Annotated in this window: 17 protein-coding genes and 3 pseudogenes; 8 read left to right on the forward strand and 12 right to left on the reverse strand. The window is 61.5% G+C overall.

Features of this window, described 5'->3' with window-relative positions; translation table 11 throughout:
- Nucleotides 1-228: 228 nt before the first annotated feature.
- Nucleotides 229-3,027 (reverse strand): family 20 glycosylhydrolase, encoded by a 2,799-nt coding sequence (locus AAGW05_RS03050; protein ID WP_411802997.1) that lies wholly within the window; start codon nt 3,025-3,027, stop codon nt 229-231.
- Nucleotides 3,028-3,303: 276 nt separating this feature from the next.
- Between AAGW05_RS03050 and AAGW05_RS03055 the strand changes: the two genes are divergently transcribed.
- Entirely contained in the window at nt 3,304-8,037 is a 4,734-nt protein-coding gene (locus AAGW05_RS03055) for a discoidin domain-containing protein (protein ID WP_411802998.1), read from the forward strand.
- Between the two features lie 74 nt (nt 8,038-8,111).
- Here AAGW05_RS03055 and AAGW05_RS03060 read toward each other — a convergent pair whose 3' ends face one another.
- From AAGW05_RS03060 to AAGW05_RS03090, 7 genes and pseudogenes are all read right to left on the reverse strand, one after another.
- The gene (locus tag AAGW05_RS03060; protein WP_411802999.1) at nt 8,112-9,215 is read right to left on the reverse strand and encodes a pyridoxal-phosphate-dependent aminotransferase family protein; all 1,104 of its coding nucleotides are present in this window, start codon (nt 9,213-9,215) and stop codon (nt 8,112-8,114) included.
- A gap of 264 nt (nt 9,216-9,479) precedes the next feature.
- On the reverse strand, nt 9,480-10,190 hold the full coding sequence (locus tag AAGW05_RS03065; protein ID WP_411803000.1) for a hypothetical protein: 711 nt from the start codon (nt 10,188-10,190) through the stop codon (nt 9,480-9,482).
- 94 nt (nt 10,191-10,284) lie between these two features.
- A complete protein-coding gene (locus tag AAGW05_RS03070; RefSeq protein ID WP_411803001.1) occupies nt 10,285-10,548 on the reverse strand; it encodes an amidohydrolase family protein in 264 nt (87 codons plus the stop codon).
- Nucleotides 10,549-10,576: 28 nt separating this feature from the next.
- Nucleotides 10,577-10,771: pseudogene (locus AAGW05_RS03075) on the reverse strand (amidohydrolase family protein); the annotation flags it as partial.
- Nucleotides 10,772-10,883: 112 nt separating this feature from the next.
- Nucleotides 10,884-11,183, reverse strand: a complete 300-nt coding sequence (locus AAGW05_RS03080; protein WP_411803002.1) for a hypothetical protein — start codon at nt 11,181-11,183, stop codon at nt 10,884-10,886.
- A 27-nt stretch (nt 11,184-11,210) separates the two neighbouring features.
- Nucleotides 11,211-11,539, reverse strand: a pseudogene (locus tag AAGW05_RS03085) (amidohydrolase family protein).
- Between the two features lie 123 nt (nt 11,540-11,662).
- Entirely contained in the window at nt 11,663-12,466 is an 804-nt protein-coding gene (locus tag AAGW05_RS03090; protein WP_411803003.1) for a tryptophan-rich sensory protein, read from the reverse strand.
- A gap of 694 nt (nt 12,467-13,160) precedes the next feature.
- Here AAGW05_RS03090 and AAGW05_RS03095 point away from each other — a divergent pair.
- On the forward strand, nt 13,161-13,328 hold the full coding sequence (locus AAGW05_RS03095; protein WP_411803004.1) for a hypothetical protein: 168 nt from the start codon (nt 13,161-13,163) through the stop codon (nt 13,326-13,328).
- Nucleotides 13,329-13,358: 30 nt separating this feature from the next.
- On the opposite strand, the gene AAGW05_RS03100 is transcribed toward AAGW05_RS03095, so the two are convergent.
- Nucleotides 13,359-13,949 carry a DUF488 family protein gene (locus tag AAGW05_RS03100; RefSeq protein ID WP_411803006.1) on the reverse strand — a complete coding sequence of 197 codons (591 nt, stop codon included), beginning with the start codon at nt 13,947-13,949 and terminating at the stop codon, nt 13,359-13,361.
- A gap of 122 nt (nt 13,950-14,071) precedes the next feature.
- Nucleotides 14,072-14,350, reverse strand: a complete 279-nt coding sequence (locus tag AAGW05_RS03105) for a DUF2945 domain-containing protein (protein ID WP_411803007.1) — start codon at nt 14,348-14,350, stop codon at nt 14,072-14,074.
- 518 nt (nt 14,351-14,868) lie between these two features.
- Here AAGW05_RS03105 and AAGW05_RS03110 point away from each other — a divergent pair.
- From AAGW05_RS03110 to AAGW05_RS03130, 5 genes are read left to right on the forward strand one after another with little or no spacing between them, the layout of a single operon-like run.
- A complete protein-coding gene (locus AAGW05_RS03110; protein ID WP_411803008.1) occupies nt 14,869-16,458 on the forward strand; it encodes an ABC transporter substrate-binding protein in 1,590 nt (529 codons plus the stop codon).
- Nucleotides 16,459-16,470: 12 nt separating this feature from the next.
- The gene (locus AAGW05_RS03115; protein ID WP_411803009.1) at nt 16,471-17,526 is read left to right on the forward strand and encodes an ABC transporter permease; all 1,056 of its coding nucleotides are present in this window, start codon (nt 16,471-16,473) and stop codon (nt 17,524-17,526) included.
- Nucleotides 17,523-18,560: an ABC transporter permease gene (locus AAGW05_RS03120; protein WP_411803011.1), complete on the forward strand. Its 1,038-nt coding sequence runs from the start codon at nt 17,523-17,525 to the stop codon at nt 18,558-18,560. Before AAGW05_RS03115 ends, AAGW05_RS03120 begins: the two co-directional genes overlap by 4 nt.
- The gene (locus AAGW05_RS03125; RefSeq protein ID WP_411803012.1) at nt 18,557-20,302 is read left to right on the forward strand and encodes an ABC transporter ATP-binding protein; all 1,746 of its coding nucleotides are present in this window, start codon (nt 18,557-18,559) and stop codon (nt 20,300-20,302) included. The genes AAGW05_RS03120 and AAGW05_RS03125 overlap by 4 nt, the downstream gene beginning before the upstream one ends.
- Nucleotides 20,299-21,483 carry a glycoside hydrolase family 1 protein gene (locus AAGW05_RS03130; protein ID WP_411803014.1) on the forward strand — a complete coding sequence of 395 codons (1,185 nt, stop codon included), beginning with the start codon at nt 20,299-20,301 and terminating at the stop codon, nt 21,481-21,483. Before AAGW05_RS03125 ends, AAGW05_RS03130 begins: the two co-directional genes overlap by 4 nt.
- Before the next feature lie 73 nt (nt 21,484-21,556).
- On the opposite strand, the gene AAGW05_RS03135 is transcribed toward AAGW05_RS03130, so the two are convergent.
- Both AAGW05_RS03135 and AAGW05_RS03140 read right to left on the reverse strand, forming a co-directional pair.
- Complete coding sequence (locus tag AAGW05_RS03135) at nt 21,557-21,694, reverse strand: hypothetical protein (protein ID WP_411803016.1); 138 nt, start codon at nt 21,692-21,694, stop codon at nt 21,557-21,559.
- 310 nt (nt 21,695-22,004) lie between these two features.
- Nucleotides 22,005-22,205 (reverse strand): hypothetical protein, encoded by a 201-nt coding sequence (locus AAGW05_RS03140; protein WP_411803017.1) that lies wholly within the window; start codon nt 22,203-22,205, stop codon nt 22,005-22,007.
- A 171-nt stretch (nt 22,206-22,376) separates the two neighbouring features.
- Here AAGW05_RS03140 and AAGW05_RS03145 point away from each other — a divergent pair.
- Nucleotides 22,377-22,487: pseudogene (locus tag AAGW05_RS03145) on the forward strand (SulP family inorganic anion transporter); the annotation flags it as partial.
- Nucleotides 22,488-22,873: the final 386 nt, after the last annotated feature.

The raw sequence follows: 22,873 nt of genomic DNA on the forward strand, positions 1-22,873 counted from the left end.
GCGAAAATCTCCGTAGTGCTCGTCCATCCCTGGGGCCGCATGCCGCGGCACGCCATTGACTTAACAATAGGCGCAACCACCCGCAGCACGTCCTCCGCAGGAAGCACGACGCCGGTGGCTTGTCTTGGTGGGGGACAGCGACGGTGCCAGGCCACCGTGGTGCTGGGCTGTTCTTTGCCTCTTCAAAAAACCTGTTACACCCTGTGACGCTGCGCGCTGGCCAGGCGATTATGCGTGGGTGGCCCGGCGTCGCCGCAGAATAACTCCAAGGAGCAGCAGAAGCGCTGCCGCCGTGAGCAGTGCCCCGGTAGCAGCTGCACCCGTGGAAGCCAGCGGCTGGTCCAGGCCGACGGCGGATCCGCTGCTCGGCTGGGACAGATCCTGGCCGCCATTCGATGCCGCGGGTGAGGTGTTGGCAGGCACGTCGGCAGCTGCGCTGGTAGGCGAGGTCCCGGTGGGTTCGACGGTGGGGGTGGTGCCGTCAGTCGGTTCGGCGGTCGGGGTATTTAGGGCGAGCCGGTGCGTGGTGCTCTTCTTGGCCGTGAAATCGGGGTGGTAGGCCGAGGTCAGTGTGGCCGTGTTGACGATCCTTCCGTTGCCCTTGGCGGAGACAGTGCCGTTGTAGTTCAGGACTGCCGAATGCCCGGGTTCGAGCGCACCGTTCCATGTCAGGACGCCGGCCTCGAGTGAGGCAGGCGGCGTGGTGGCGCCGGTTTCAGGTCCGGTCCAGACCTGCATTTCCCACAGTGACATGCCGTATTTCTTACCGCCGATCGGGGTGCGCTCCAGGCCCTGCATCCTGACGAAGGCAACGGGTTTATCCACCAGCAGTGGCTGCCGATCCACGCTGCCGCAGACGGGGGTGATTTCCGCGGTGGCCGGAGTCCACACCGTGCCATCGGCTGAAACGTCAATGCGGTATCGGGCTGCGCAGGCTTCCTCCCAGTAGATCGTTACATGATCGATCAGGGTTGGTTTGGCCAGTTCGACGGCGAGCCAGGCGTCGTCGGCCCCGTTGGAGGACCATCGCGATCCCTGCGGGCCTGACTGTCCGGCAGTGACGCCGTCGAAGGCAAGCGCGGGACCCCATTGACTGGGCACTTCCTGGCCGGATGCTCTCGCTGGACGGCCGAGCGCCGCATTGGTGCCGGGCTCACGCACCACGTCGCCCTCGGCATCGGTCACTTCCACTGTCGGCACATCATTGAGCGTCACTTCATCCAGTGCGTCGCGGAGGTCATCGCTCAGGGTGACGTTGAGGCGGGCAGCGCCGTTGTTGGTGGCGCGCACCTGCCAGGTGATTTTGTCACCTTCTTGAAGATCTCCCGTCACCGGTGAACCATCGTGTGCAGCCACCCCGGTCTTGGTGAGGTTCAGCGACGGAGCAGTGACAAGGTCGGCAGCGGCAGGCTGGGTGCCAATGGCCTCAACCTTCGTCAGCCACTCCTGGTAGCTGGCGGTGGAGCCACTCGGGTTCCAAACACGCTCAGCCATGGCACGCAGGGGAAGTCGAATGCCAGCAGTGACTTGTTCTTCAGTTTGCCGTGCCGGGACATCGCTCCAAATAGCAAAGGAGGATCCTGTGATCCAATCCGGGCTGGGTTCTGGGTACGTCTGGGCTTTCTGGGGAGCTGGTACGGTCCAATCTTTGGTGGGGAATACGCCCGGACGCCAGGAGGTGTAAATATCGGATGCGGGCCGGGGAGTGGCATAAGCGCCGCCAGGGTTGGCCAGAACATAGTAGAAGAAACCGTCATTGAAGTTAATGACCTTATGGCCGCGCGCGCGAATCGTCTCCACCGTCGGCATGCTGGGGTGCCACTTAGTCCAGTAGGTGACATCGATGTTGGGATCCAAGGCTACGGTGCTGCCCGCACCGTACAAGGCATCGTTCCAGGCCCGTACATGCGTCTTGCCGAGTGCGTTCAGGTGTGCGTTGACTTCGTTCAGGAAGTGGATGTAACCGTCATGGATGTTGGCGGTAGGGCCCACCTCAGATTTGGCGTAGGCGAGCAGCTGGGGGAAGCGGGCGCCTGCATCGCTGGGGTCCTCGACGTTGAAGATTTCATCGCCACCCATATGCCAGCGGCTGCTGGGGAACAGTGCTGCGAATTCGTCAATGACCTCGAACAGCAAGGCCCGGGCCTGCGGGTTGGAATAGTCCAGAACCTTGGTGCCCTCACTGGTATTGGAGGCCCTGAACTGGGGGTACTTGTTCAGCAACTGGTTGAGGTGCCCGGGGACATCCAGTGCTGGAACTACCTCCACGTGGTACTGCTTGGCCAGTTTCAAAAGGTCCGCAAGCTCAGCCTGGGTGATGAAAGTATCGCTGAGGATTTCCGGATGGGTCTTGCTTTCCAGTCGGAAGCCCTCGTTTTCGGAGAAGTGGTATTGCAGCTGGTTCAGCTTGATGGAGGCCATGTCCCTGATGACTTGTTTGAACCAAGCAGGAGAGTAGTACTTGCGAGCGGCATCCACGTGCAGGGAACGTTCTGGTTTGGCGGGCTCATCGAGCACGGTTGCGCTTTGGGCGCCTCCGGAAGAGGCCAGGGACTGCAGGAGTGTGCGCGTTCCGTAGAAGACACCGGTATCGCTGGGGCCGGTGATGGTCACGGCACCGTCCACCTGGAGTTTGTAGCCTTCCTCTGAAGTGAGTGAGGGCACCGTGCCCAGCTGGAGAACAATGTCTCCGGAGCGTGCCGTTCCCGTGCCAACAACAATCTCCGGGGCGTGATTCATGCCCAGATGCCGGCTTTGATCGAGTGCGACGAGTTCGCCGGCAAGCAGTTCGGCGTCATCGCGCAACTGAGCCGCACCCGTGGTGGCAACGATGATGCGTGTGGAGGGCGTCAATTTAAAGGGCTGGCCGTCGCTGAGTTTGAGGTCCTTCACCGTCGGGACAACTCCTGCCAGTCCCGGGCCCGCAAGGGGCGAAGATTCCGCAGCGGGGGCAACCCCGGGCAGGAATGCTAATAGCAGTGGCGCGGCGGCGAGGCTGGCAAGGAGCCGGAGTGTGGGGCGTCTCATGCTCCAGAATGTTATCCGTATCACAGGGTCGTGTCCATTACTGTTCGGCATATTGCGAACCTTGGCGGTAACTGGCCCGGGTCCCCGTGGCTTTCGGGGCAATTGTGACGGGCGCCGCAGTAAATGACACTTTTTCGCGCATCTTCTTGTTTATTGTGATCCAAATCATGTTAGATTTTGAGTTCTTTCAATTTTTGTAAACACAACTGCGCAACTGCGATGGGCCCGGTCTTGTACCAGTCAGTCGGCGGCGTTGGATAGGAAAATATGAACTCCATGTTTCTCACACGCGGGCGCTGGGGGCGCCACGTGCTGGCTGTTGCCGTTCTGCTGCCGATGGTTGCCATGAGTGTTCCGGCCCAGGCGGCACCGCTGACGAGCGCCCAACAATCCGTTGTGCAGCAGGCCCCTGCGCCGCACGTCGCAGAATCTGGAACTCGTGAAGTAAAGAACTTCAATACTGACTGGAAGTTCAACCAGGGAGATGTCACCGACGGCCAACTTGGTTCCATCGATGATTCAGGCTGGGGCTGGGTGAACCTTCCCCACAACATCAAGTTCAATACCCCCGAGGACGTCACCGAATATCTTGGGGCTGCTTGGTACCGCAAGAAATTCACCGTCGGCGCCGAAACAGCCGGCAAAAAGGTCTCCATCGATTTTGAAGCGGCCATGCAAAAGGCGGAGGTCTGGCTCAACGGCACCAAGATAGCAACGCACGTCGGCGGCTACACACCCTTCAGCATGGACGTTACCGACAAACTTCTACCAGGTGAGAACCTCATTGCCGTCCGCATTGACACCCGTCCCAATGCGGAATTCGGGCCCGGGCGCACCGGTGTTGACTTCCGTTACTTCGGCGGGCTGTACCGGGATGTGACCATGACGGTGACCGATCGCGTCCACATCACCGACGCCGTGTCCAAGAACGAGGTTGCCGGAGGCGGACTGTTCATCACCACCCCCACTGTCGATCCGGCGTCTTCCACTGTTCAGGTGCGCACTGATGTGCAAAACGACACCGCAGCCAGCACCTCGGTGCAGGTCAAGACCGAGATCTTGGATGCCTCCAACACGGTGGTGGCCACGGGTACCAGCACGGCACAGCCGCTCGGTGCCGGCAAAAGCTCGGTCATCCAGCAGCAGCTCACCGTGACGAATGCAAAACTGTGGCACCCAAATAGCCCCAATCTCTACCATGCGCGCGTTAGCGTGCTTGCTGGTGGGGCAGTGGTGGACCAGCTCACCGAACAATTCGGCATTCGCAAAATTGAGTGGCGCCATGACGGCTTGTTCATTAACGGTGCGCGGTTCAAGGCGATCGGCACCAACAAGCACCAGGAAATTTACGGTCTGGGCAATGCCGTGCCTAACACCAGCATTTATGAGGACGTGAAGCGGGTCAAGGACGCGGGTTTTGATTTCATCCGCACCTCTCACTACCCCAACGACCCCGCCTTCTATGATGCGGCGGACAAGCTGGGTGTACTGGTCCTGAATTCCATGACTGGGTGGCAGACTTTCAACAACACCACCGCGTTCAAGGAGAACAGCTACAAGGAATTGCGTGACATGATTCGTCGCGACCGCAATCACCCGTCCGTGGTGGCATGGGAAACCAGCCTCAATGAGAGCAATTACAGTGCCGAATGGGCACAGAAGACCAACTCGATTGCCCATGAGGAATACCCGGGCAACCAGATGTTCACCGCAGGGTGGCTGGACTATTTTGATATTTATGTTGGCGCGTCCCAGCATGACATCCGCAAGACAACCAAGACCAAGCCCATTTTGATCAGTGAATGGGGAGACTGGGACTACGGTGGAAATTCCTCCACGTCGCGGGTTCCGCGTGAAAACTATGACTTCACGAACCAGAGTCGCAACAGCCTCAGCCAGGCCGCCAACCACCAAGAGGGGCTCAACGCCAACTTGGGGATGGACTGGTTCAGTGCCGATGCCCTGTGGGACTTTGCCGACATGAGCGGGTACAACCCGGGGGCTTCCCTCATGGGTGTCACCGACTATTACCGGATTCCTAAATTTGGCACCTACCTTTTCAAGTCCCAGCGCAATGCAGACGTGCTGATTCCCGGGGTTGATTCAGGTCCCATGGCATTCATCGCCAACACCTGGTCGGCCAATTCACCCACCTCGGTGAAGGTCTTCAGCAACGCAGAGCAGGTGCGCCTTTTCAAGAACGGCACATTGGTTGCAACGCAGTCCCCGGACACCACCAAGGACACGGCCAACCTGCCGCACCCACCCTTCACGTTCGACGTCGGCGCCTACAGCGCTGGCGAACTGCGCGCGGAGGCGCTCATTGGCGGTGTTGTGGTGGCCACGCATTCGGTCAAGACCGCTGGGACTGCCAGCAAGATCGCCCTGAGCAAGGAAACACAGACGCCGCTGCATGCTGATGGCTCCGACGCCCGCCTCGTGCACATTGCCGTTCAGGATGCCAATGGCACCGTGGCCTACAACGACGGCGGGACTGTCAACGTTTCTGTGACCGGTCCGGGCGAAATTGTTGGGCCGACCACCTTGACCATGAAGGGCGGCCAGCTGGCCGTATGGGTCAGGGCCAAACGCGCAGCAGGGGAAATCACCTTGACGGCAAGCAGGGCCGGGCTTGCCGCAGGCACCACCACCATCACCAGCGACGAGGTGCCAGGGCTGCCTGCACCCCAGTACGACGACGGCGAGGCGTCCGGGACCAACGTGGCCACCGGCTCCGTGGCCACCGCTTCGAGCTCTGCGGCAGGGACCACGGCCGGTGCTGCCGTGGACCAGAATCTGGGCACGTCCTGGAAGTCGGGCACTGCTGCAGGCAATTCCTGGCTGATGCTTGATTTGAAGACGCGCCATGATTTGACTGGCTCCACGCTGGTCTGGGACAAATCGGCAGCCTACCCGTATCTGATCCAGTATTCCGAGGACGGCATTGTCTGGGACACGGCGCTGGATAAGTCAGGCCCCCACGATGCTGGCGAGAAGGTCAGCGACACCTGGCTGCGGTCAGGGCGCTACGTGCGGGTAGTTTTCCCGGAGAACGCCGCCACCGGTGTGGCCGGAGTCGCCGAGTTCAAGCTGTTCGGATCTGCAAGTTCCGCTCCTGCTTCCCTTGATATTGCTCAGGAAAAGCCTGGCGTGATGGCCTCCAACTTCGCTTCGGGACATGAGCCGGCCGTGGCCAACAACGGCAACCCGGCACAATACTGGCAGGGCGGCCGTGGCGGGAACACCTGGTGGTCGGTGGACCTTGGAGCCCGGCACCAGCTCACCTCTACCTTGGTGACGTGGCTCGATGGCAGCAGGGCGTACAAGTACACCATCGAAGTTTCCAATGATGGGGAAAACTACTACACGGTGGCGGACAAGAGCGCCAACACAGTCTCCGGAAACGAAAGCCAGGACGCGTTCAGCGCCGTGGCCCGTTATGTGCGAATTTCCATTGCGGGAGATTCGAGCGATAAATCGCCCGTGGGCATGTACAACTTCAAGACGCTGGGTTTCCCCGTGGCGGACGTGGTGGCACGTAAGTCAAGCATGGCAACGTCCTCAGCTGACGGTGCAGGTGCCGCCTTGGCCAATGACACCGCGGTAGGAACCGCATGGCGTTCTGCAAAGGGTGAGGCAGCACCGGTCTGGAGTGTTGACCTCGGAGCGAACTTTGCGCTCAACGGCATTGATGTGAAGCTTGCTGCCGGATCGGTGCGCAACTTCACGGTGGAAACGTCTTTGGACGGATCGGCCTGGACGCCTGCTCCGGCCACGGCCAGTTCCACCGGGTCCCTCACCTTCAGTTCCACGGTGTCCGCACGCCATGTGCGCGTGAAGTTCACGGGTGTTGGCGCCGGCGAATCAGCAGGCCTGGAAAGTGTGGCTGGCTACGCGGGGGAACAAAACCGCAACCTGGCCTTGGCGTCGGAGAACCCTGCCGTGACGGTGAGCGCAACGTATTCCAACACAGGCGGCGGTGACTCGCTGAGCAAGGTCAATGATGGGATTATTGCCACTGCTAGCACCGGAGAGACGAAGAACCTCTGGACCAACTGGATTGCGACCCCGCGCGCCGAAGACACCATCACGGTGGACTTTGGCGGGGCCCGGACAGTTTCATCCGCTGAGTTCTACGTGTTTGTCGATTCAGGGGCCCCCACGCCTGCCGCTGTGACGGTCCAGTACCTGGACGGCAGCGACTGGAAGAACGTTCCCTCCGCTGCAGCGACGCCGGCTCAGCCTGCACAAGGCAAGAACGTGGTGCAGTTTGGCGCAGTGACCACCACCAAGGTCAGGTTCGTCATGGCGGCCGGCAAGTTGGCCAATGGCAGTCTGGGCTGCATTGCCATCTCAGAGTTGCGAGTTTTGGGAACGGATGCCGCATTGCCTAAGCGCCTGGCGGCCGTGGAAGTAGCAGAATCGACGGGGATGCAACAGCGTTCAGCGACCAACATCGCCGAGCCTGGCAGCAAAATCCGGTTGGTTGCCACGGGCCGTCCGGCAGCTTTTGCCGATGTGAGGGCAACCTGGGAGATTCAAGCCGTGGCCGGCACTGAGCCTGTCGCATCGGTTGATGCCAACGGCGTTGTCACGGGGCTTCGCCCAGGCAAGGCAACGGTGCTGGCTGTCTCTAGTGATGGCTGGAACGTGGTGGGAGCACTGGACGTGAGCGTTGGTGAGCCCGAAGCCACGGTTCCTCCGACGACGGTTCCTCCGACGACGACTCCGCCGACGACGGTTCCTCCGACGACGACTCCGCCGACGACGGATCAGAGCGAACGACCCTCCACCAGTCCTGCAGGTGCTGCCACCGCAGCAGCGGTGACGCCTTCTGAAGGCGGATCACCGGCAACAAGCACCTCGGCTGGGGCGGCTGCGGATGACCTGGCCAGCACAGGGGTCGATTCCAAGCTGACAATCCTGGCGGCATTTGCCGGGTTGATGCTTGTGGCCGGACTTGGCGCGATGGTCGCAAGAAACCGCGGCCGGCAGCGGCGCAGCCACTAGCTTCTGAAAGCTGGCACAGGGCAAATGGCTGTGGCATCCACCAACGGGTGGATGCCACAGCCATTTCCTCGTTCTTAGCGCCGGGCTTTGGTGAGGGCTTCCTGCAGTGCGCCAAGGACCAGCACCACGGAATCTGGGTTGGCGTTGGGCCCCATCATGCCGATCCGCCACACAGTGGAGGCGAACTCGCCCACCCCGGCGCCTATCTCGATGTTGAAACGTTCCAGAAGGTAGGCACGGACGGCGGCCGAGTCCACGCGCTCAGGCACCTTGACCGTGGTCAGACTGGGAAGCCTGCTGCCCTCCGCGGCAAAGAGTTCCAGGCCCATGTCCTGCAAACCGTTTTGTAGCGCCAGTCCAGCTGCAGCATGGCGGGACTGGACGGCGTCGAGCCCTTCATTGAGCACCCGGCCCACGCCTGCCTCCAGGCTGGCAATCATGGTGACCGGCGCGGTGTGGTGGTAGGTGCGACGGCTGCCGCTGGCGCTGCCGACATAGCCGCCGAGCAGGCCCAAATCCAGGTACCAGGACTGCGGGTCCTTGATGCGGCGCTCGAATGCGGCGTCGGAGATGGTGAAGGGGGACAGGCCGGGAGCCACGCCCAGGCACTTTTGTGTGCCGGCATAGCCCACGTCTATGCCCCAGTCATCGGCGAGCAGTTCCAGGCCGCCGATGGAGGTGACGGCGTCGGCGATCAGCAGGGCGTCACCTTTGAGCTGGCCAAGTGCTGCGATGTCCGAAAGTACCCCTGTAGAGGTTTCGGCGTGGACGGCGGCAATGACCTTCGGGTTGGGGTGGGCGGCCGCGACCCGTTCGGGGTCAATGGGCTGGCCCCATGGATGCTCTACCCGCACCACTTCAGCCCCGGCACGGCGGGCGATCTCGCACATGCGCCCGCCGAACAGGCCGTTGACGGCGATGACGGCAACATCACCGGGCCCCACCGTGTTCACAAAAGCCGCCTCCATGCCTGCCGATCCCGTACCGCTCAGGGGCAGGGTACGGCTATTGGCGGTTCCCCACACTTGGCGCAGGCCCTCGCAGGCACGGTCCATGATTTCCAGAAACAGCGGATCCAAGTGGCCCAGGACCGGGTTGCCCAAGGCGGCAATGGCCTCCGGGTAGCAGTTGCTGGGGCCGGGGCCGAAGAGATGGCGGTACGTGAGGGTGGCAGTCAAGGGGTACTCCTTTGGTGGATTTCCTTTGGTGCATGTTTCCTTTGGTGCGGGCAAAGCAGTGTCTGCCAAGGATAGGCGTGTAACCGCGTTTTGCCCACGTGGCATGATCGCGGCAGGATGGCACTGACTCCCACCATCTGTGCTGCCCCAATGCGCGGCCCTGGGACACCTTGCGCGCGGAGGTTGGTTGAACCCACCGGGTTTCCGGCGGTTTGGGGTTGCTGGGCGCGGAGCTGCCTGGGTGCAGAACATGTTGCGTCCGCCTTATTTGCGGGAGAGCACCTCGGAAATGTTGAGAATGACAAACTCGTGGTTGTCGGTCAGCACGTTCAGGTAGCCAGGGTCGACGCTGAGGACGTAGCCGGTGATGGAGCCGTAAGGGGTCAGGATCTGTTCCTGGGGCACCCACGGTGTCTGAATGAAGGCGGCGACGAGCAGGACCGCCACCGCTGCTACCCCACCGACCCTGGCCATGGCCACCGAAAACATTCGGCGCAGCCAATGCTTGACGGAAAGTCGGCGAATTAGCGAAAAGACGCCAAAAACGGCTGCCGTTGCCGCAGGCAACCACCAGGAGCGGAAGCTGAGCGTCAGTGCTATCAGCGTGACGGAGCCCAGTGCGGTGGCCAACAGCACCGTGGCACGATGGCCGCGCGTAGACCACAGGTACGTGGCGATGAGAAGTGGGAGAACACCAATCAGCAGAATCTGCACAAGAACGTGACCGGCCATGAGGGACCCGAAGACCAAGGCTAGGCCGTCGCTCAGGCTGAGCGTGGTGCTTACCGCGAACGCGGTGTTCCAGTCGTACCCCGATACGGCAAAGATGCGCAGAATCAGGAAAACAAATCCCACAGCTGTCGCAGGCGCGAGGTCTCCGGCGGAGAATCGTCGGCCCTCCCCGGAGGGGGTTGACTCAGGGGTTGGGTTCTCGCCAGGGTCCGTGGCAGCGGCTTTGGAATTGTCAGCGGTCATGGAAAGAGGCTACTGCCCCGCACCCTCGCCATTGCATTCCGAAGACTGTCCGATCCAAAGGCTGTGCCCTCAGAACACCTGCACCGGCCAGCAGCTAGCGCGAACAAACCTTGCCGGCAAGCAGCGTCTGGGAAACGGCAATGCGCTCGGTCGACGTCGGCTCCACCCCCAATGGATTCTCCTCCAGCAGGACCAGATCGGCGTACTTGCCCACCTCGATGGAGCCGGTGATGTCATCTGCGCGGCACTGCCCGGCGGCATCGATCGTGACAGCCCGAAGCGCCGCCTCCACGCCAATGCTTTCGTTGGCATTGAGAACCTCCCCGCCCTCTGTCTGCCATGATCCGGGTGGCGGCATCCTGAACGTAACGCAGAGGCTCTAGCGGAGTCACACTGCAGTCGCTGTGGAACGAGATCCGCAGGCCGGCTCTCAACGCCGAAGCGCAGGGATCGTAGAACGCTGCGCGGTCCGTGCCCAGAAGGCGATCGCGGAAAGCCTTGCCCCACCAGCGGACGTGGCCGATCAAAAACGACGGCGACAGGCCCAGTGCAACCATTCTCTCAACATGTTCCGGGCGCATGACGCTGCAGTGCTCGAGCCGATGGCGGCATCACCGTTGGCATGCACCCCTATCTGCCAGCCGTCGGTGTGGGCGCTCAGGACCACTTCGGCCAGTTGCTCCGGTGAATAATTCAGCGTGCCGCGGCTTTTCCTGCCCAGATAGGGTTGCCTTGGAAGCCCGTGCCGGCCTGGTTAGAGCCGTCGGACCAAGCCTTGATGCCGTCCACCCTGAAGAGGCCGTCGCCGAATCCGGGGTGCAGTCCCATCTCCATCCACGCGTCATAGGCGGTGGAAACGAGCATTCCCCGGTAGCGCACGGGTGAATCGGCGTCGATGGCGTTCTGGAGGCCGGCCAGGTCGGTGGCGCCGTCAATTGATCCGATGCCACCGTCATGGAGCAGGGTGACGCCCTTGCCTGCGGCATGCCACAAGAGTTCGCGGATGCGGGTTGTGGCAGCTTAGCCGGTGACGAAGGGGATCCCTTGGCCGAAGGCGCCTAAGGCCGATGACTCCTCGAGGCGGCCGGTCAGTTCGCCGCGCTCGTCGCGGGTGTAGCGTCCGGCCGGCGGGTCGGGGGTGTTCCTGTCCCCTCCGGCCGGGGCCAGCGCCGCCAAATTCACGTACGCGATGTGCCCATTGCTTGCCAGCACCAGAAGCGGACGGTCGGGAACCAGCTTGTCGACACAGCAGGCGCGTCGCGGAGCGCGGCAAACACATCATCGGCGCTGGGCCTGCCCATTGGGCTCACATCGACCCAGTCGTTGAGTTGGACCATGGAGGAATGCATGTGCGGGTCGATGAGCCCGGGCAGTAGTGTCCGGCTGGCCAGGTCCAACTGTTCCGTCCGGGGGAGGGTCGCAGGGGATTCAGTGTCGACGTGGGATCCCAGGCTGTGCACATGCCCCTCATGCTAACCCCGTACATCGCGCGTGCGGGTGGCAACCGTCACGGCTAGAACCAGCACCGCCCCCACTATGGCCGTGATGGCTGCCGGGGTGGAAAGCAAATCCCCGCCCAAGCGTGCCACGGCCACCCAGGCCAGGCCCCAGCACAGTGAGGTTGAAGGTGCGAGCCGGCCCCGGCCGTAGATGGCCAAGGCGATGCCGATGGCGGCCGCCGCTGCGAGAACCAGCACCGCCCAGGCATTTGCGGCCAAGCCAAAACCAGCAAAGCCGGAAGCCACCAGCACGGCAGCAATGTTCGCCGCTGTGGCCACGCACACCCACCCCAGGTACAGGCCCATGGTGCCATCCGTAATGACCGCATCCAGCGTGTTCAGCGGTTCATGGCGCTGCAGGAGCACGAAGATTCGAGCCAGCACTGCCAACAGGGCGATGATGATCGGGATGCTGAGCCAGAGTAGATCAAATTGGATGCTCAGTATCCAGGCCGCGTTCAGCAGCAGTGATGCTGCTGCCGGGTAACCCAGCAAGCGGTGGCGGCTCGCAGTCCTTTGGGCAGGCAGGAACTGCCACACGGCGTAGGCCACCAGGCCAAGATAAATAACGATCCAGATGGAAAACGCCGGTCCGTCCGGGGCAATGAGGGTCGCATCGGCAGCCAGAGCCCCGTTGGAGGCATTCTGGATCTCGGTGCCTCCTGCGGCGCCGGAACCGATGAAGGAACCGACAACGGCGACGACCGCGCTGGCGCCCACCACGATCTGCCGCGTCAAGTCCTTGGTTTGTTGCACTGTGCCTGCCTGCTGTCCCATGGTGCCACCCTCCAGAAGATTTCCCGTAGTCGTGGCACCGATCCTACCGTTCTAGGTGTGGGGCATGCGGCGCACCGAACCAGGGTAAGGCTGCTCCGCACACAGAATCGAGACCATACTTTTGCCCCACCCATAAAAACCAACCCACCCATAAAAACAGATGCACCCGATGACCACGACAGAAGCCCCCGCCACTCATCATCTGGCACCCGTGGCGGTACCCGGCCTCCAGCGGTGGAGGCCCGACCCCGGAACGTTGGCTCTGGCAGACGCTGTCCGGGTTCTGTGGGCAAATGATTCCTTGGCAGCCACGGCACAGTAGCTGGTAGCGGAGATCGCCGAGCTGACGGGCTGTCGCGGCACCGCTGCCTCAGCCTCCGCAGCAGCGCTCACCGCTGCCAGTGCCCAAGGAGGGGTGAAGACAGGAAGGTGGATATCGTGCTGGCCCTGGACCCTATGCTGGATTGTGGCTTGGACATTCCCACAACGGCAGGGGAGGGTTACGTACTGGTGGTGGGGAACGGCGTCGTCCTTGGGGCAAGGACGACTACAGGGGTTTTGGGGCACGCGGGTTCATGCTGGATGGGCGGGCCCTGTTCGAGTCCTGGGAGCCGCATGTTTTGGGGAAGGACAGAACATCTACCCGCATCACCCTCAACTGCTAGGTGCGGCCAGCTCACGGGGGAACTATCTGGTGCTCAAGGATTACGACGAGAACGTGATGCACTCCCTGATCGAGCCCACCTTTGAGCTGCTGGCACAGAGGATAGGGCGGGGCGCCGTGCCCGGCGTGGACTACAACGCCTTCATGACCGTGCCCGGGACCGTGGCCCGGTGGCCGGGGCGCAAATTCCTGAGGTAGCTGCCGGCACGTCCACACCCGTGGTCACTCTTATGCGGGATAAGTGATTTTCCCGTCCTGCACCGATGCGAACGGGGTCAGTTCTGCGGGCTTGGTCGAGGTGGCCGACATAATGTGGAACACTTCCACCCCCTCGACGATCAGCGCATCCGTGATGAGCCGCCGGTGGCACCGCCATGGCACGGCCTCGCTGCACATGATGGCAGGCACCGACTCGCTGGTGGCCTGCAGCAACTCAACGAGGCCTGAGTGGAACTCTGCGCTGGCCATGTAGTCTGCGTAATCGCGGAAAGCCTTGACCCGCCACCCGCCATTGGGAGTGGCCACCCCCACGGGCGTGTACCTCCGGCCCCCAAGGTCCCTGAACCACCGGTATTTGATGTCTGCCGGCAACGCAGCCTTGATCGCGGCCTGGTTCCACTGGGGATACTTCCGCGACGCTGGAAACGAACGCACATCAACCAACCCAGTCACTCCGTTGGTGCGCAGCATAGCGAGCAGATCGTCGAAATCCCGGGTTGAATGACCGATCGTGAACAGCTGAGGGGCACCATGCCCGGGTGCTTTGGCCACTGCCCATGGACCTTCCGTGAGTGCGCCACGCACCATCGTGGCGACCATCGAAGCGGTTCCTGCTTGCCCATTTGCCCACGGTACAACAGGGCAGGGCAGGCTTCCCCGCAGCGGAGTAATAATGGCTAGGGCCCCTGTTACCACTTCGCTGGGGCTTTCCTATGCCTGCACTACTTGAGTTTGCGCAACGCCTCGCCCTTGTGCGCTGCGACGTGGTCAGTCTTCTCACTTTCAATCTCATACTGGGGGTCATCCGTGCTGGCGCGCCGTTGATGTCCCTTATAGAGGAAATCCTTCGTGTGAACTTTAATGATTTTTCCCGAAACCCGCCCGGCTTCCGAGTCCCAGCTCACCCGGTCTCCTACTTTGAAATTTTGGCTCATCGCACTTCCGTCTTCCTGGCAGGGTGGGTGGTCGACTCGTAGCGATCCACCGATGGTCTCGTTCACGAACTGATGGGCCCATGGTTGCGCAATTTGAAGATGCTGTCCAGAGGCGGAGGCCGACGCGGAATTCTTGGTCCTCTAAATTGAGGATGCGGCTTGGTTAAGTGGAAGCCCGACGCCGGGCACACCGCCAGTCCGTCCAGGGACCGCCAATCAGGGCGTGCCAAACAAGGCGGACTGCCGGGTGTCGATCGGAAGTGATCTGTCGATTTGACCTGATCCATGAGTTCAAGACTGTCCGATTCCTTTGCGTCCATTTATCCTCACTCTTTTCCATCTGGAGTTACTGGCCTCTCGAAAACGCGTTCCGAGGTTCCCCATTTCGGGAGCACTTTAGCCAAGTCTCGTCTTTCCATTGCCGGGGGAAAGGCAAGTGGCTAGAGTTGGCGGCAACAGGTAGTGCGATTTACGTTGGCGATTTTTCGCAGGCGAAAGAGGCACAAATGCTCCCGTTCCGAGTCTCGCCTAAGTCAGTGCACGGAGGAAGCCGCTCCGCTCTTGCCCTCGTTCTTGCTCTCGTTATGGCGGCTGCTCTAGGCGGCTGCAATATTCAAATCCATTCCCAACCCGATCCGTCGCTTGGCTCGGGCACCATGCTGGTATCCGGAGACACGGGCTCTCCCACCTTTCAAAGGGTTTTCAACCCGTTTCTGCCCAACAAGCGCACGGCCACCAACTATGTGTTCGAGCCGCTTCTCTTGCAAAATCCGCTGGACGGCGAGCTGACGCCTTGGCTCGCATCGAAGTACACGCAGCCAGACGCGTCAACGATCGATATGACGATCCGATCGGGCGTCAGCTGGAGCGACGGGAAAAAGATGACCGTCGGCGACGTCGTCTTTACGTTTGAGCTTTTGAAGAAATTCCCCGCTCTTGACACATTCGGTGCGTGGTCGAGCTTGGCAAGCATCGAGGCGAAGGGAGAGCACGTTGTCTTTCATCTCAAGAAGCCCGACTCGCCGGCCGTGGCCATCATCGGCAACACCCTCATCGTCTCGAAGCTCCACTGGAAAGACGTTGAAAACCCCACGACCTATGAAGACCCCAATCCCGTGGGCACCGGCCCGTTCACCGTGGGGGCGTTTGCTCCCCAACAATATTCAATGGACCGCAACCCGAATTACTGGCAGGCCAAGAAGGTGCAGATAGAGCACATTGTGCTTCCCGCGACTAATACCCAACTGGACCTTGTTGCCAAAGGCTACGATTGGGCGTACGCGTTTATCTCCGATGTCAAGGGAACCTGGGGGAAGGCGAACTCGAGCAACAAATGGTGGTTCCCGGTGGGCGGGGTCATCTCTCTGATCCCCAACCTGACCAAGGCACCGTTCAACAATGTGAACCTGCGCCAAGGTATTTCCCACGCGCTGGACCGCACACGCATCGCAGGCTCCGCATCAGAAGGGTACATGCAGGCTGCCACGACAGTGGGACTGCTCCTGCCGAACCAGAACAACTACCTTGACCCGTCGATCCCCGCCAGCGGACTGATCACCCAAGATCAAAAAACCGCGCTGGATTATTTCAAGAAGGCCGGATACACGCTGCAAGGCAACAGCCTCGTGAATTCTGCTGGTCAGCAACTTACCTTCGCAATCACCACAGCCAACGGCTATTCCGACTGGCTGAGAGCGGTGCAGGAGGTGGGCAAGCAACTCGCTGCCGTGGGCATCAAGGTCACGATCAAGGCTCCTCAGCCGGCAGGCTACCAGTCGGCGCTTGCTAACGGGGACTTTGAAATGGCAATGGGGGGTACCGGCGGTGGCGATGTCTTTCAGGCATACAACAACTTGCTCTCCTCGACGTTCTATGTGCCGTCGGGAAAGCAGGCGTCCAACAACTTCCAGCGCTTCCAGAGCGCCGATGCCGACCGGCTGCTCGCCGAGTACCAGGGGACAACTGACCCAGCAAAGCAGAAACAAATAGTCCGCCAACTGCAGCAGATCATGTATCAGCAGCTTCCGGTCATTGGGCTCTACAACGGGGGACTATGGGGATTGTTCAGCACGCAGAAGTTCACTGGCTGGCCGAGCGCGCAAGATCCCTACATGGCGCCGCAAACTTATGGCGTTGCGCCGCTGGCAATCCTTACCCACCTGAATAAAAATTAAGGAGGGCCACTGATGAGTGAGGCAATTTCAAACGCAAGCGTCGGGCCACGGGAGCGCAAGGACAGCGCGCCCCTCCTGTCCCCGACGTTGCGGTTCTGGCTAAGTAAGGTGGGGCTGTTCCTGCTCACCTTGTGGGCGGCCGTGACGCTGAACTTCATCTTGCCGCGGTTGATGCCTGGCTCGCCCGCGGACGCGGCCATAGCCAAACTCTCGCAAAGTGGTCCAGTCTCGGCTGCGACCAAACGTGCGATCGAGGCGCAGCTCGGTGTGCCGTCCGGCAACATCTGGCAGCAGTACGTTGAATACTTGCACCAGGTCCTCACGCTCAATTTCGGGGTCTCCTACACGTTCTTCCCCGAGTCCGTGGCATCCCTTGTCCTGCGGGCCTTGCCTTACACGATCACTCTCGTGGGGCTCACCACGATCGTCGCGTTCATTGTCGGCACCTTGTTGGGAGCGGCTGCGGCGTGGCGTCGCGGCACATGGCGGGACACCGTCCCTACCCTGACAGGAAGCTTCTTCAGCACCTTCCCCTACTTCTGGGTTGCACTGCTGCTGTTGTTCTTTCTAGGCTACGTGGCACACCTGTTCCCAACCTCAGGAGCGTACGCGCCGACGGTGGAACCCAATTTCTCCTTCTCGTTCTTCGGCGATGCGATCTACCATGCGATCCTGCCGGCGGTGACGCTGTTTGTCACCTCGCTTGGCGGCTGGATCCTGGGGATGCGCAACGCGATGATCAACACACTCGGAGATGACTACATCACATTCGCGGAAGCGAATGGACTCAAGGGCCGCACAGTCGCCTTGCGCTACGCCGCCCGCAACGCGATCCTGCCGAACCTGACGGGGTTCGGCCTTGCTTTGGGCGGAGTGGTCGGCGGGTCCATTCTCGTCGAACAGGTCTTTGGTTATCCGGGTGTCGGTTACCTGCTCTTCAATGCGGTGATCAACCAGGACTATCCGCTGATGCAGGCACTGTTTTTGATGATCACCCTCAGTGTGCTTGTCGCAAACTTCCTAGTCGACATTCTGTACGGAATTCTGGACCCGAGGACGCACCGATGACCACCAGAGCAGCGGGAATAATCCCGAAAGGCCCGGGCTCCAAGCCCAACGCGTTCCGTTCGTTCTCACACTCCTTCGCCGTGATCTTCTCTAACAAGAAGGCGCGTGTGGGCATCATCATCCTTGCCGTCTTCGTGCTCGCCGCCGTCTTCGGCCCTCTAGTGGCCCCGTATGGCGCCACCGTGAACACTTTTCCGCGCAGTGCCAATGCGTCGGGCGCACACTGGTTGGGAACCACTGCTGCGGGAGAGGACGTTCTCAGTCAACTCATCTCCGGTGCCCGCGTCAGTGTGCTTGTGGGCGTTGTCGCGGGCGGCCTTGCGACCGTCGTTGCGGTGGTGATCGGCCTTGGCTGGGGCTATCTGCGGGGTTTCGTCAGTGACACCATCAACTTCTTCGTGAACCTATTTTTGGTGATCCCCGCACTGCCGCTCATGATCGTCATCGCGACCTACCTGCAGAACGGCGGCATTGCGGTGATCATCGTGGTGATCGTGATCACGGGCTGGGCGTGGGGGGCGCGCGTGTTGCGCAGCCAGACACAGTCACTCCGCGGACGTGACTTCGTGACAGCCGCTCGATTCTCCGGAGACAGCGCGCCACGCATCATCTTCCGCGAGATTCTTCCTAACATGATCTCGATCATTGCCAGCAGCTTCTTCGGCGCCGCGACAGCCGCCATCCTCGCGGAAGCTGGACTTGAATTCCTGGGTCTTGGAGATTCCAGCATCGTGAGCTGGGGCACGATGCTCTACTGGGCACAAAATTCCAGCGCCCTTCTGACCGGCCAGTGGGTGCTGTTGTTCGCACCCGGACTCTGCATCGCACTTCTGGCTATGAGCTTGACACTGATCAATTTCGGTGTCGATGTGATCAGCAACCCTCGCCTGCGGGAAACGGGAACCCGCCGCCGACGCGGACCTAAGGGGACCCCCGCCCCCACCAGCCAGGCGGAAGGCAATGCCTCCCGGTCCAAGGAAACGGCACCCGGGGCCGGCAATCTTGACGTGGACGTGAGGGAAGTGCAGCTATGAGCTCAACGGTGACCGGCCGCGAACCGAATGCCGCAGCCCCGGCGGGTGGGTTTCTGCTCGACGTGAGAAACCTGTCGGTGGCTTATGAATCCGAGGAGGGACCGCAGGTCCAAGCCGTAGACAAGGTCTCCTTCTCGCTACGCAAGGGCGAGTTTGTCGGTCTTGTGGGCGAATCTGGGTCCGGCAAGTCCACCCTGGGTTTTGCCATCACTCGACTTCAGAAGCCTCCGGCTGTGATAACCGGAGGGAACGTCGTCTTTGATGGTCGAGACATCCGAGAGATGGATCCGGAGTCCTTGCGCCGGCAACGCCAGGGTGGTTTCGCCATGGTGCTGCAGTCGGGCATGAACGCCCTGAACCCCGTGCGCACCATCGAGCATCACTTCACCGACATCTTCCGCGCGCACGGGCACGTCGAACGCGGGGATTGGCGGGACCGTGCACGGTACCTCGTGGACAAGGTCGAGCTGCCCTCCGGGGTACTCGCCCGCTACCCGGCCGAACTCTCCGGTGGAATGCGCCAGCGCGTGTCTATCGCGCTTGCCTTGTCGCTGGAGCCGCGGCTGATGGTTTTCGATGAGCCGACCACCGCTCTCGATGTGCTGGTACAACACGCCGTGATGGACACGATCACAACTTTGCAAGAGTCCGAAGGCTTCACTGCGATTCTGATCAGTCACGATTTGGGGGTGGTGCTGGAAGCGACCGAACGGGTCATGGTGATGCACAAGGGACGCATTGTCGAGGATGCCCCAAGCGACCGAATCCTCAGTGACCCGCAGGATGATTACACCAAAATGCTGCTCAGCCACTACGCTGATCCGCGTGCTGAGAGGGTGTCATTGCCGGGATTCGAGCATTTCACTCGCCAGGAAGCGGCGGTGAATGCTCCGGAGGCCGCAACGGGCAGGGCTTCGCACAGCCTTGTGCTTGAGAACGTCTCAAAGACCTATCCGCCGCCCCGGCGAGGGGAAACACCTGTCCGCGCGGTGCGAAACGTCTCGTTTACCTTGGAACCGGGCCAGGCACTCGCGCTCGTCGGCCAATCCGGTTCGGGCAAATCGACCATCGCCAAGCTCATCACGGGTGTGGAGAAGCCGTCGGAAGGCAGAATCGCCTTCGGTGACCTTGACGTTGCTGGGTTGCCGCAACGACGGCTGCGCAGGCTGCACGAGGACGTGCAGATGATCTTTCAGGATCCGTACTCAGCGCAGAACCCGGTGCTCACGGTGGAATACCAGCTTTCCCGTCCGATCCGGAATTTCACCGCGCTGCGAGGCCAGGACGTACGCAACGAGGTGCGGCACCTTCTGGAGACTGTAGGGCTTACCCCTGCAGAGAACTTCTTGGCGAAACTGCCGCATCAACTCTCTGGTGGCCAACGCCAGCGTGTGGTCGTCGCCCGGGCACTGGCCTGCAATCCGCAGGTCATCATCGCCGACGAGCCGGTGTCGATGCTTGATGTGTCGCTGCGAGCTGGGGTGCTGAAGCTTATCGAGGATCTCCGCCGGGAGCGGGGCGTGTCCCTGCTCTACATCACCCACGACCTGCTGAGTGCGCGGCTGGTCACCGACGACATCCTGGTGCTGCACGAGGGTGAGGTCGTTGAGCGCGGTGTCACGACGGATGTCATGCTGGATCCACAGGACGAGTACACGCGGGCGCTGCTTCAAGCAATTCCGAATCCCGCACGGGCTCACGAAGAACGGGCGCGTCGGCACAACCGGGCGGAGCGGCCATGATAGCCAGGAAATTTCCCAACGGCTTTCTGTGGGGTGCTGCAACGGCAGCCCACCAAATAGAGGGCAACAATGTCAACAGCAATTGGTGGGCCATGGAGCATGCCCCGGACAGCAAGGTGGTTGAACCCAGCGGCGACGCGGCGGACTCCTACCACCGCTTTGGCGAGGACATCAGGCTGCTGGCGGATCTAGGGCTGAACGCTTATCGGTTTTCGATCGAGTGGGCCCGCATTGAACCGGAACGCGGTTTCGTCTCGCGGGCGGAAATTGACCACTACCGGCGCATGGTGGATGCCTGCCTTGACAAAGACGTGGAGCCCATCGTGACATTGATGCATTTTACGGTGCCGAGGTGGTTCCAACGTGACGGTTTTTGGCGCGCAGACGACGCCCCTGAGCTGTTTGAACGCTACGTTGAGGCCGCCCTGCCAGTAGTTTCAAGCGGTGTGAGGTACGTGTGCACCATCAACGAACCCAACATCGCAGCGATGCTGGCCGGCGGCGAAGACGTGGCGAACCTCGTGGCGAACGCAATGCCGAATCCTGATCTGCTGGTCGCTGATCGGCTCTACGAATCCCACGTTCGCGCCCGCAGGGTTCTCTCCGGTGCGGGACTGCGCTCGGGCTGGACGGTGGCGACGCAGGCGTTTGCGCCTACCGGGGAGCCCGGAAGCGAGGAGGAGGTCCAGCGCTACGGCCATCCGAGGGAAGGCTGGTACCTCGAGCGGGCAGCGGGAGATGATTTCGTGGGCGTTCAGGCCTACACCCGCACCTGGGTGGGGCCGGGCGGACCGTTGCCGGTGGCCGACAACGTGGAAACGACGCTGACCGGTTGGGAGTTCTACCCACCGGCTGCCGCGGAGGGCATTCGCGCCGCCTGGGAGGCCACCGGGCACACACCTGTCATGGTGACCGAGAACGGAATTGCCACCGGCGACGACGAGCGTCGGATCGCCTACACACGCGGTGCCCTGGACGGGGTATTGGCGACTATCACGGAAGGGATCGACGTCTTCGGATACTTGCATTGGAGCCTGTTGGACAATTTCGAGTGGGCCAGCGGCTTCCGGCCGACTTTCGGCCTTATTTCCTGGGATCCGCACACTTTCCAGCGCACCCCCAAGCCGAGCGCTCGCTGGTATGGTGGCATTGCCCGCGCGAATGCCCTGCCGGATCACTGAGTGGTGATTAAGCCGCCGGCCCCGGCACAAAGAACGTGGTCGAAGGCAGCCTCCGTGCGTCCATGAGCACTACCTATTCGTAGGCGGAGCCGGCGGGCAGCGGCAACCCGGCGGGGAAGTTCATGACTACGCTGGAGCTGCCAGGGAACCCCATCGGAGGCTTCTCGATGGCGGGGTCGGTCACGTGAGCAAAGTCGATCTGCTGGCTCAATCGCAGCGCGTTCGGCCCCTCCGCGCGGGCGCCGGGTCGAAGCCCAGAAACTGCACACCGTCACCGATGACGTTGACCTTCCCTGCGGCGTCAATGTTGGCGATAAGCGGCGCTCAGGATCTTGCCGCCGGCAATTAAAAGGTCACTCACGTAAGGAATCTGTGTTGGCCGGCGCTTGGCTCAATCGTCGCGGCGGGAAAGTTGCCCGCCATGGATTAGCCATAGGTGCATCCGCCTCGACTGTTCCTGCATGAAGGAGTACGACGCCGGGGGTGCCCTGGTGGTGTGCCTGCCGCGGTCGGGACGCGCGTCAGCCGCCCAGTAGCTGTATGAATTCATAGGTTTGGGCGAGGTTGCGAACCATATTCTCGCGCTGGTCCATGGCCCTGTTGCGGGAGGAAGCCAAGCGGTCCGCCACCCCGGTGCCGGAGCCGGCCGCGCCGTCTTCGCCAGTGGGCAGCAGTGAGAGGATCTCAGCCATTTCCTCCCGACAGAAACCCAGCGGTTTCATGGCCTTCATCACCATGAGGCGCTCGCAGTCCGCCTCCGTGTAGAGGCGGAATCCTCTGTCACAGCACCCACCCCGGAGCAACGCCAATCAGCGTTCGGGACTTTGAAGTCTTCGCGCCGGCTCAAGACCGAGGTCTTGAGCGGAGTTTTCCAGTGGTGATGGGCCTGTCCGGGGTTGGCGAAACTGATGCTCTTCATTTCACGCTCTGTCATGGTGGGCTTCGTCAACGCCTGGGCCATCCTGGTCTTCATGGCGCAGCTTCCGGAGTTGATCGGGGTGCCCTAGCTGGGATCGGGCAGACTATGATCAACTTGAAGGCGTCCGGCGCCCGCACCCTCGTCTCTATGTTCTTCGTCGGCGTCTTCCTGTTGCTCTTGGTGGTGGTGTTGGGTGATGTTTGCCCGGCGCGTGGCGCATTTTGTCACGGTCGAGCGGATTCTGGCCGAGGGGGAGCAGAGGTTCACGTAATATTCGGGCCAGGTATGAAGTGCGTTGCCGATACTTTGTGGCCCCTGCAACCGATTCAAGTCAGCAGGCCTGACAACACGTCGTTGACGTCGAAGTATGCGCGCTTGATGGTTTCGCGTTACGCACCGACTTCTTGCGTGGAGGCGCCGTCGGGCTTGGATCACCCCTCACGCTTAGGGCCCTATATTCTCGATTTGGCA

It is taken from the genome of Arthrobacter sp. LAPM80, from assembly GCF_046736435.1.
Taxonomy (GTDB): Bacteria; Actinomycetota; Actinomycetes; order Actinomycetales; family Micrococcaceae; genus Specibacter.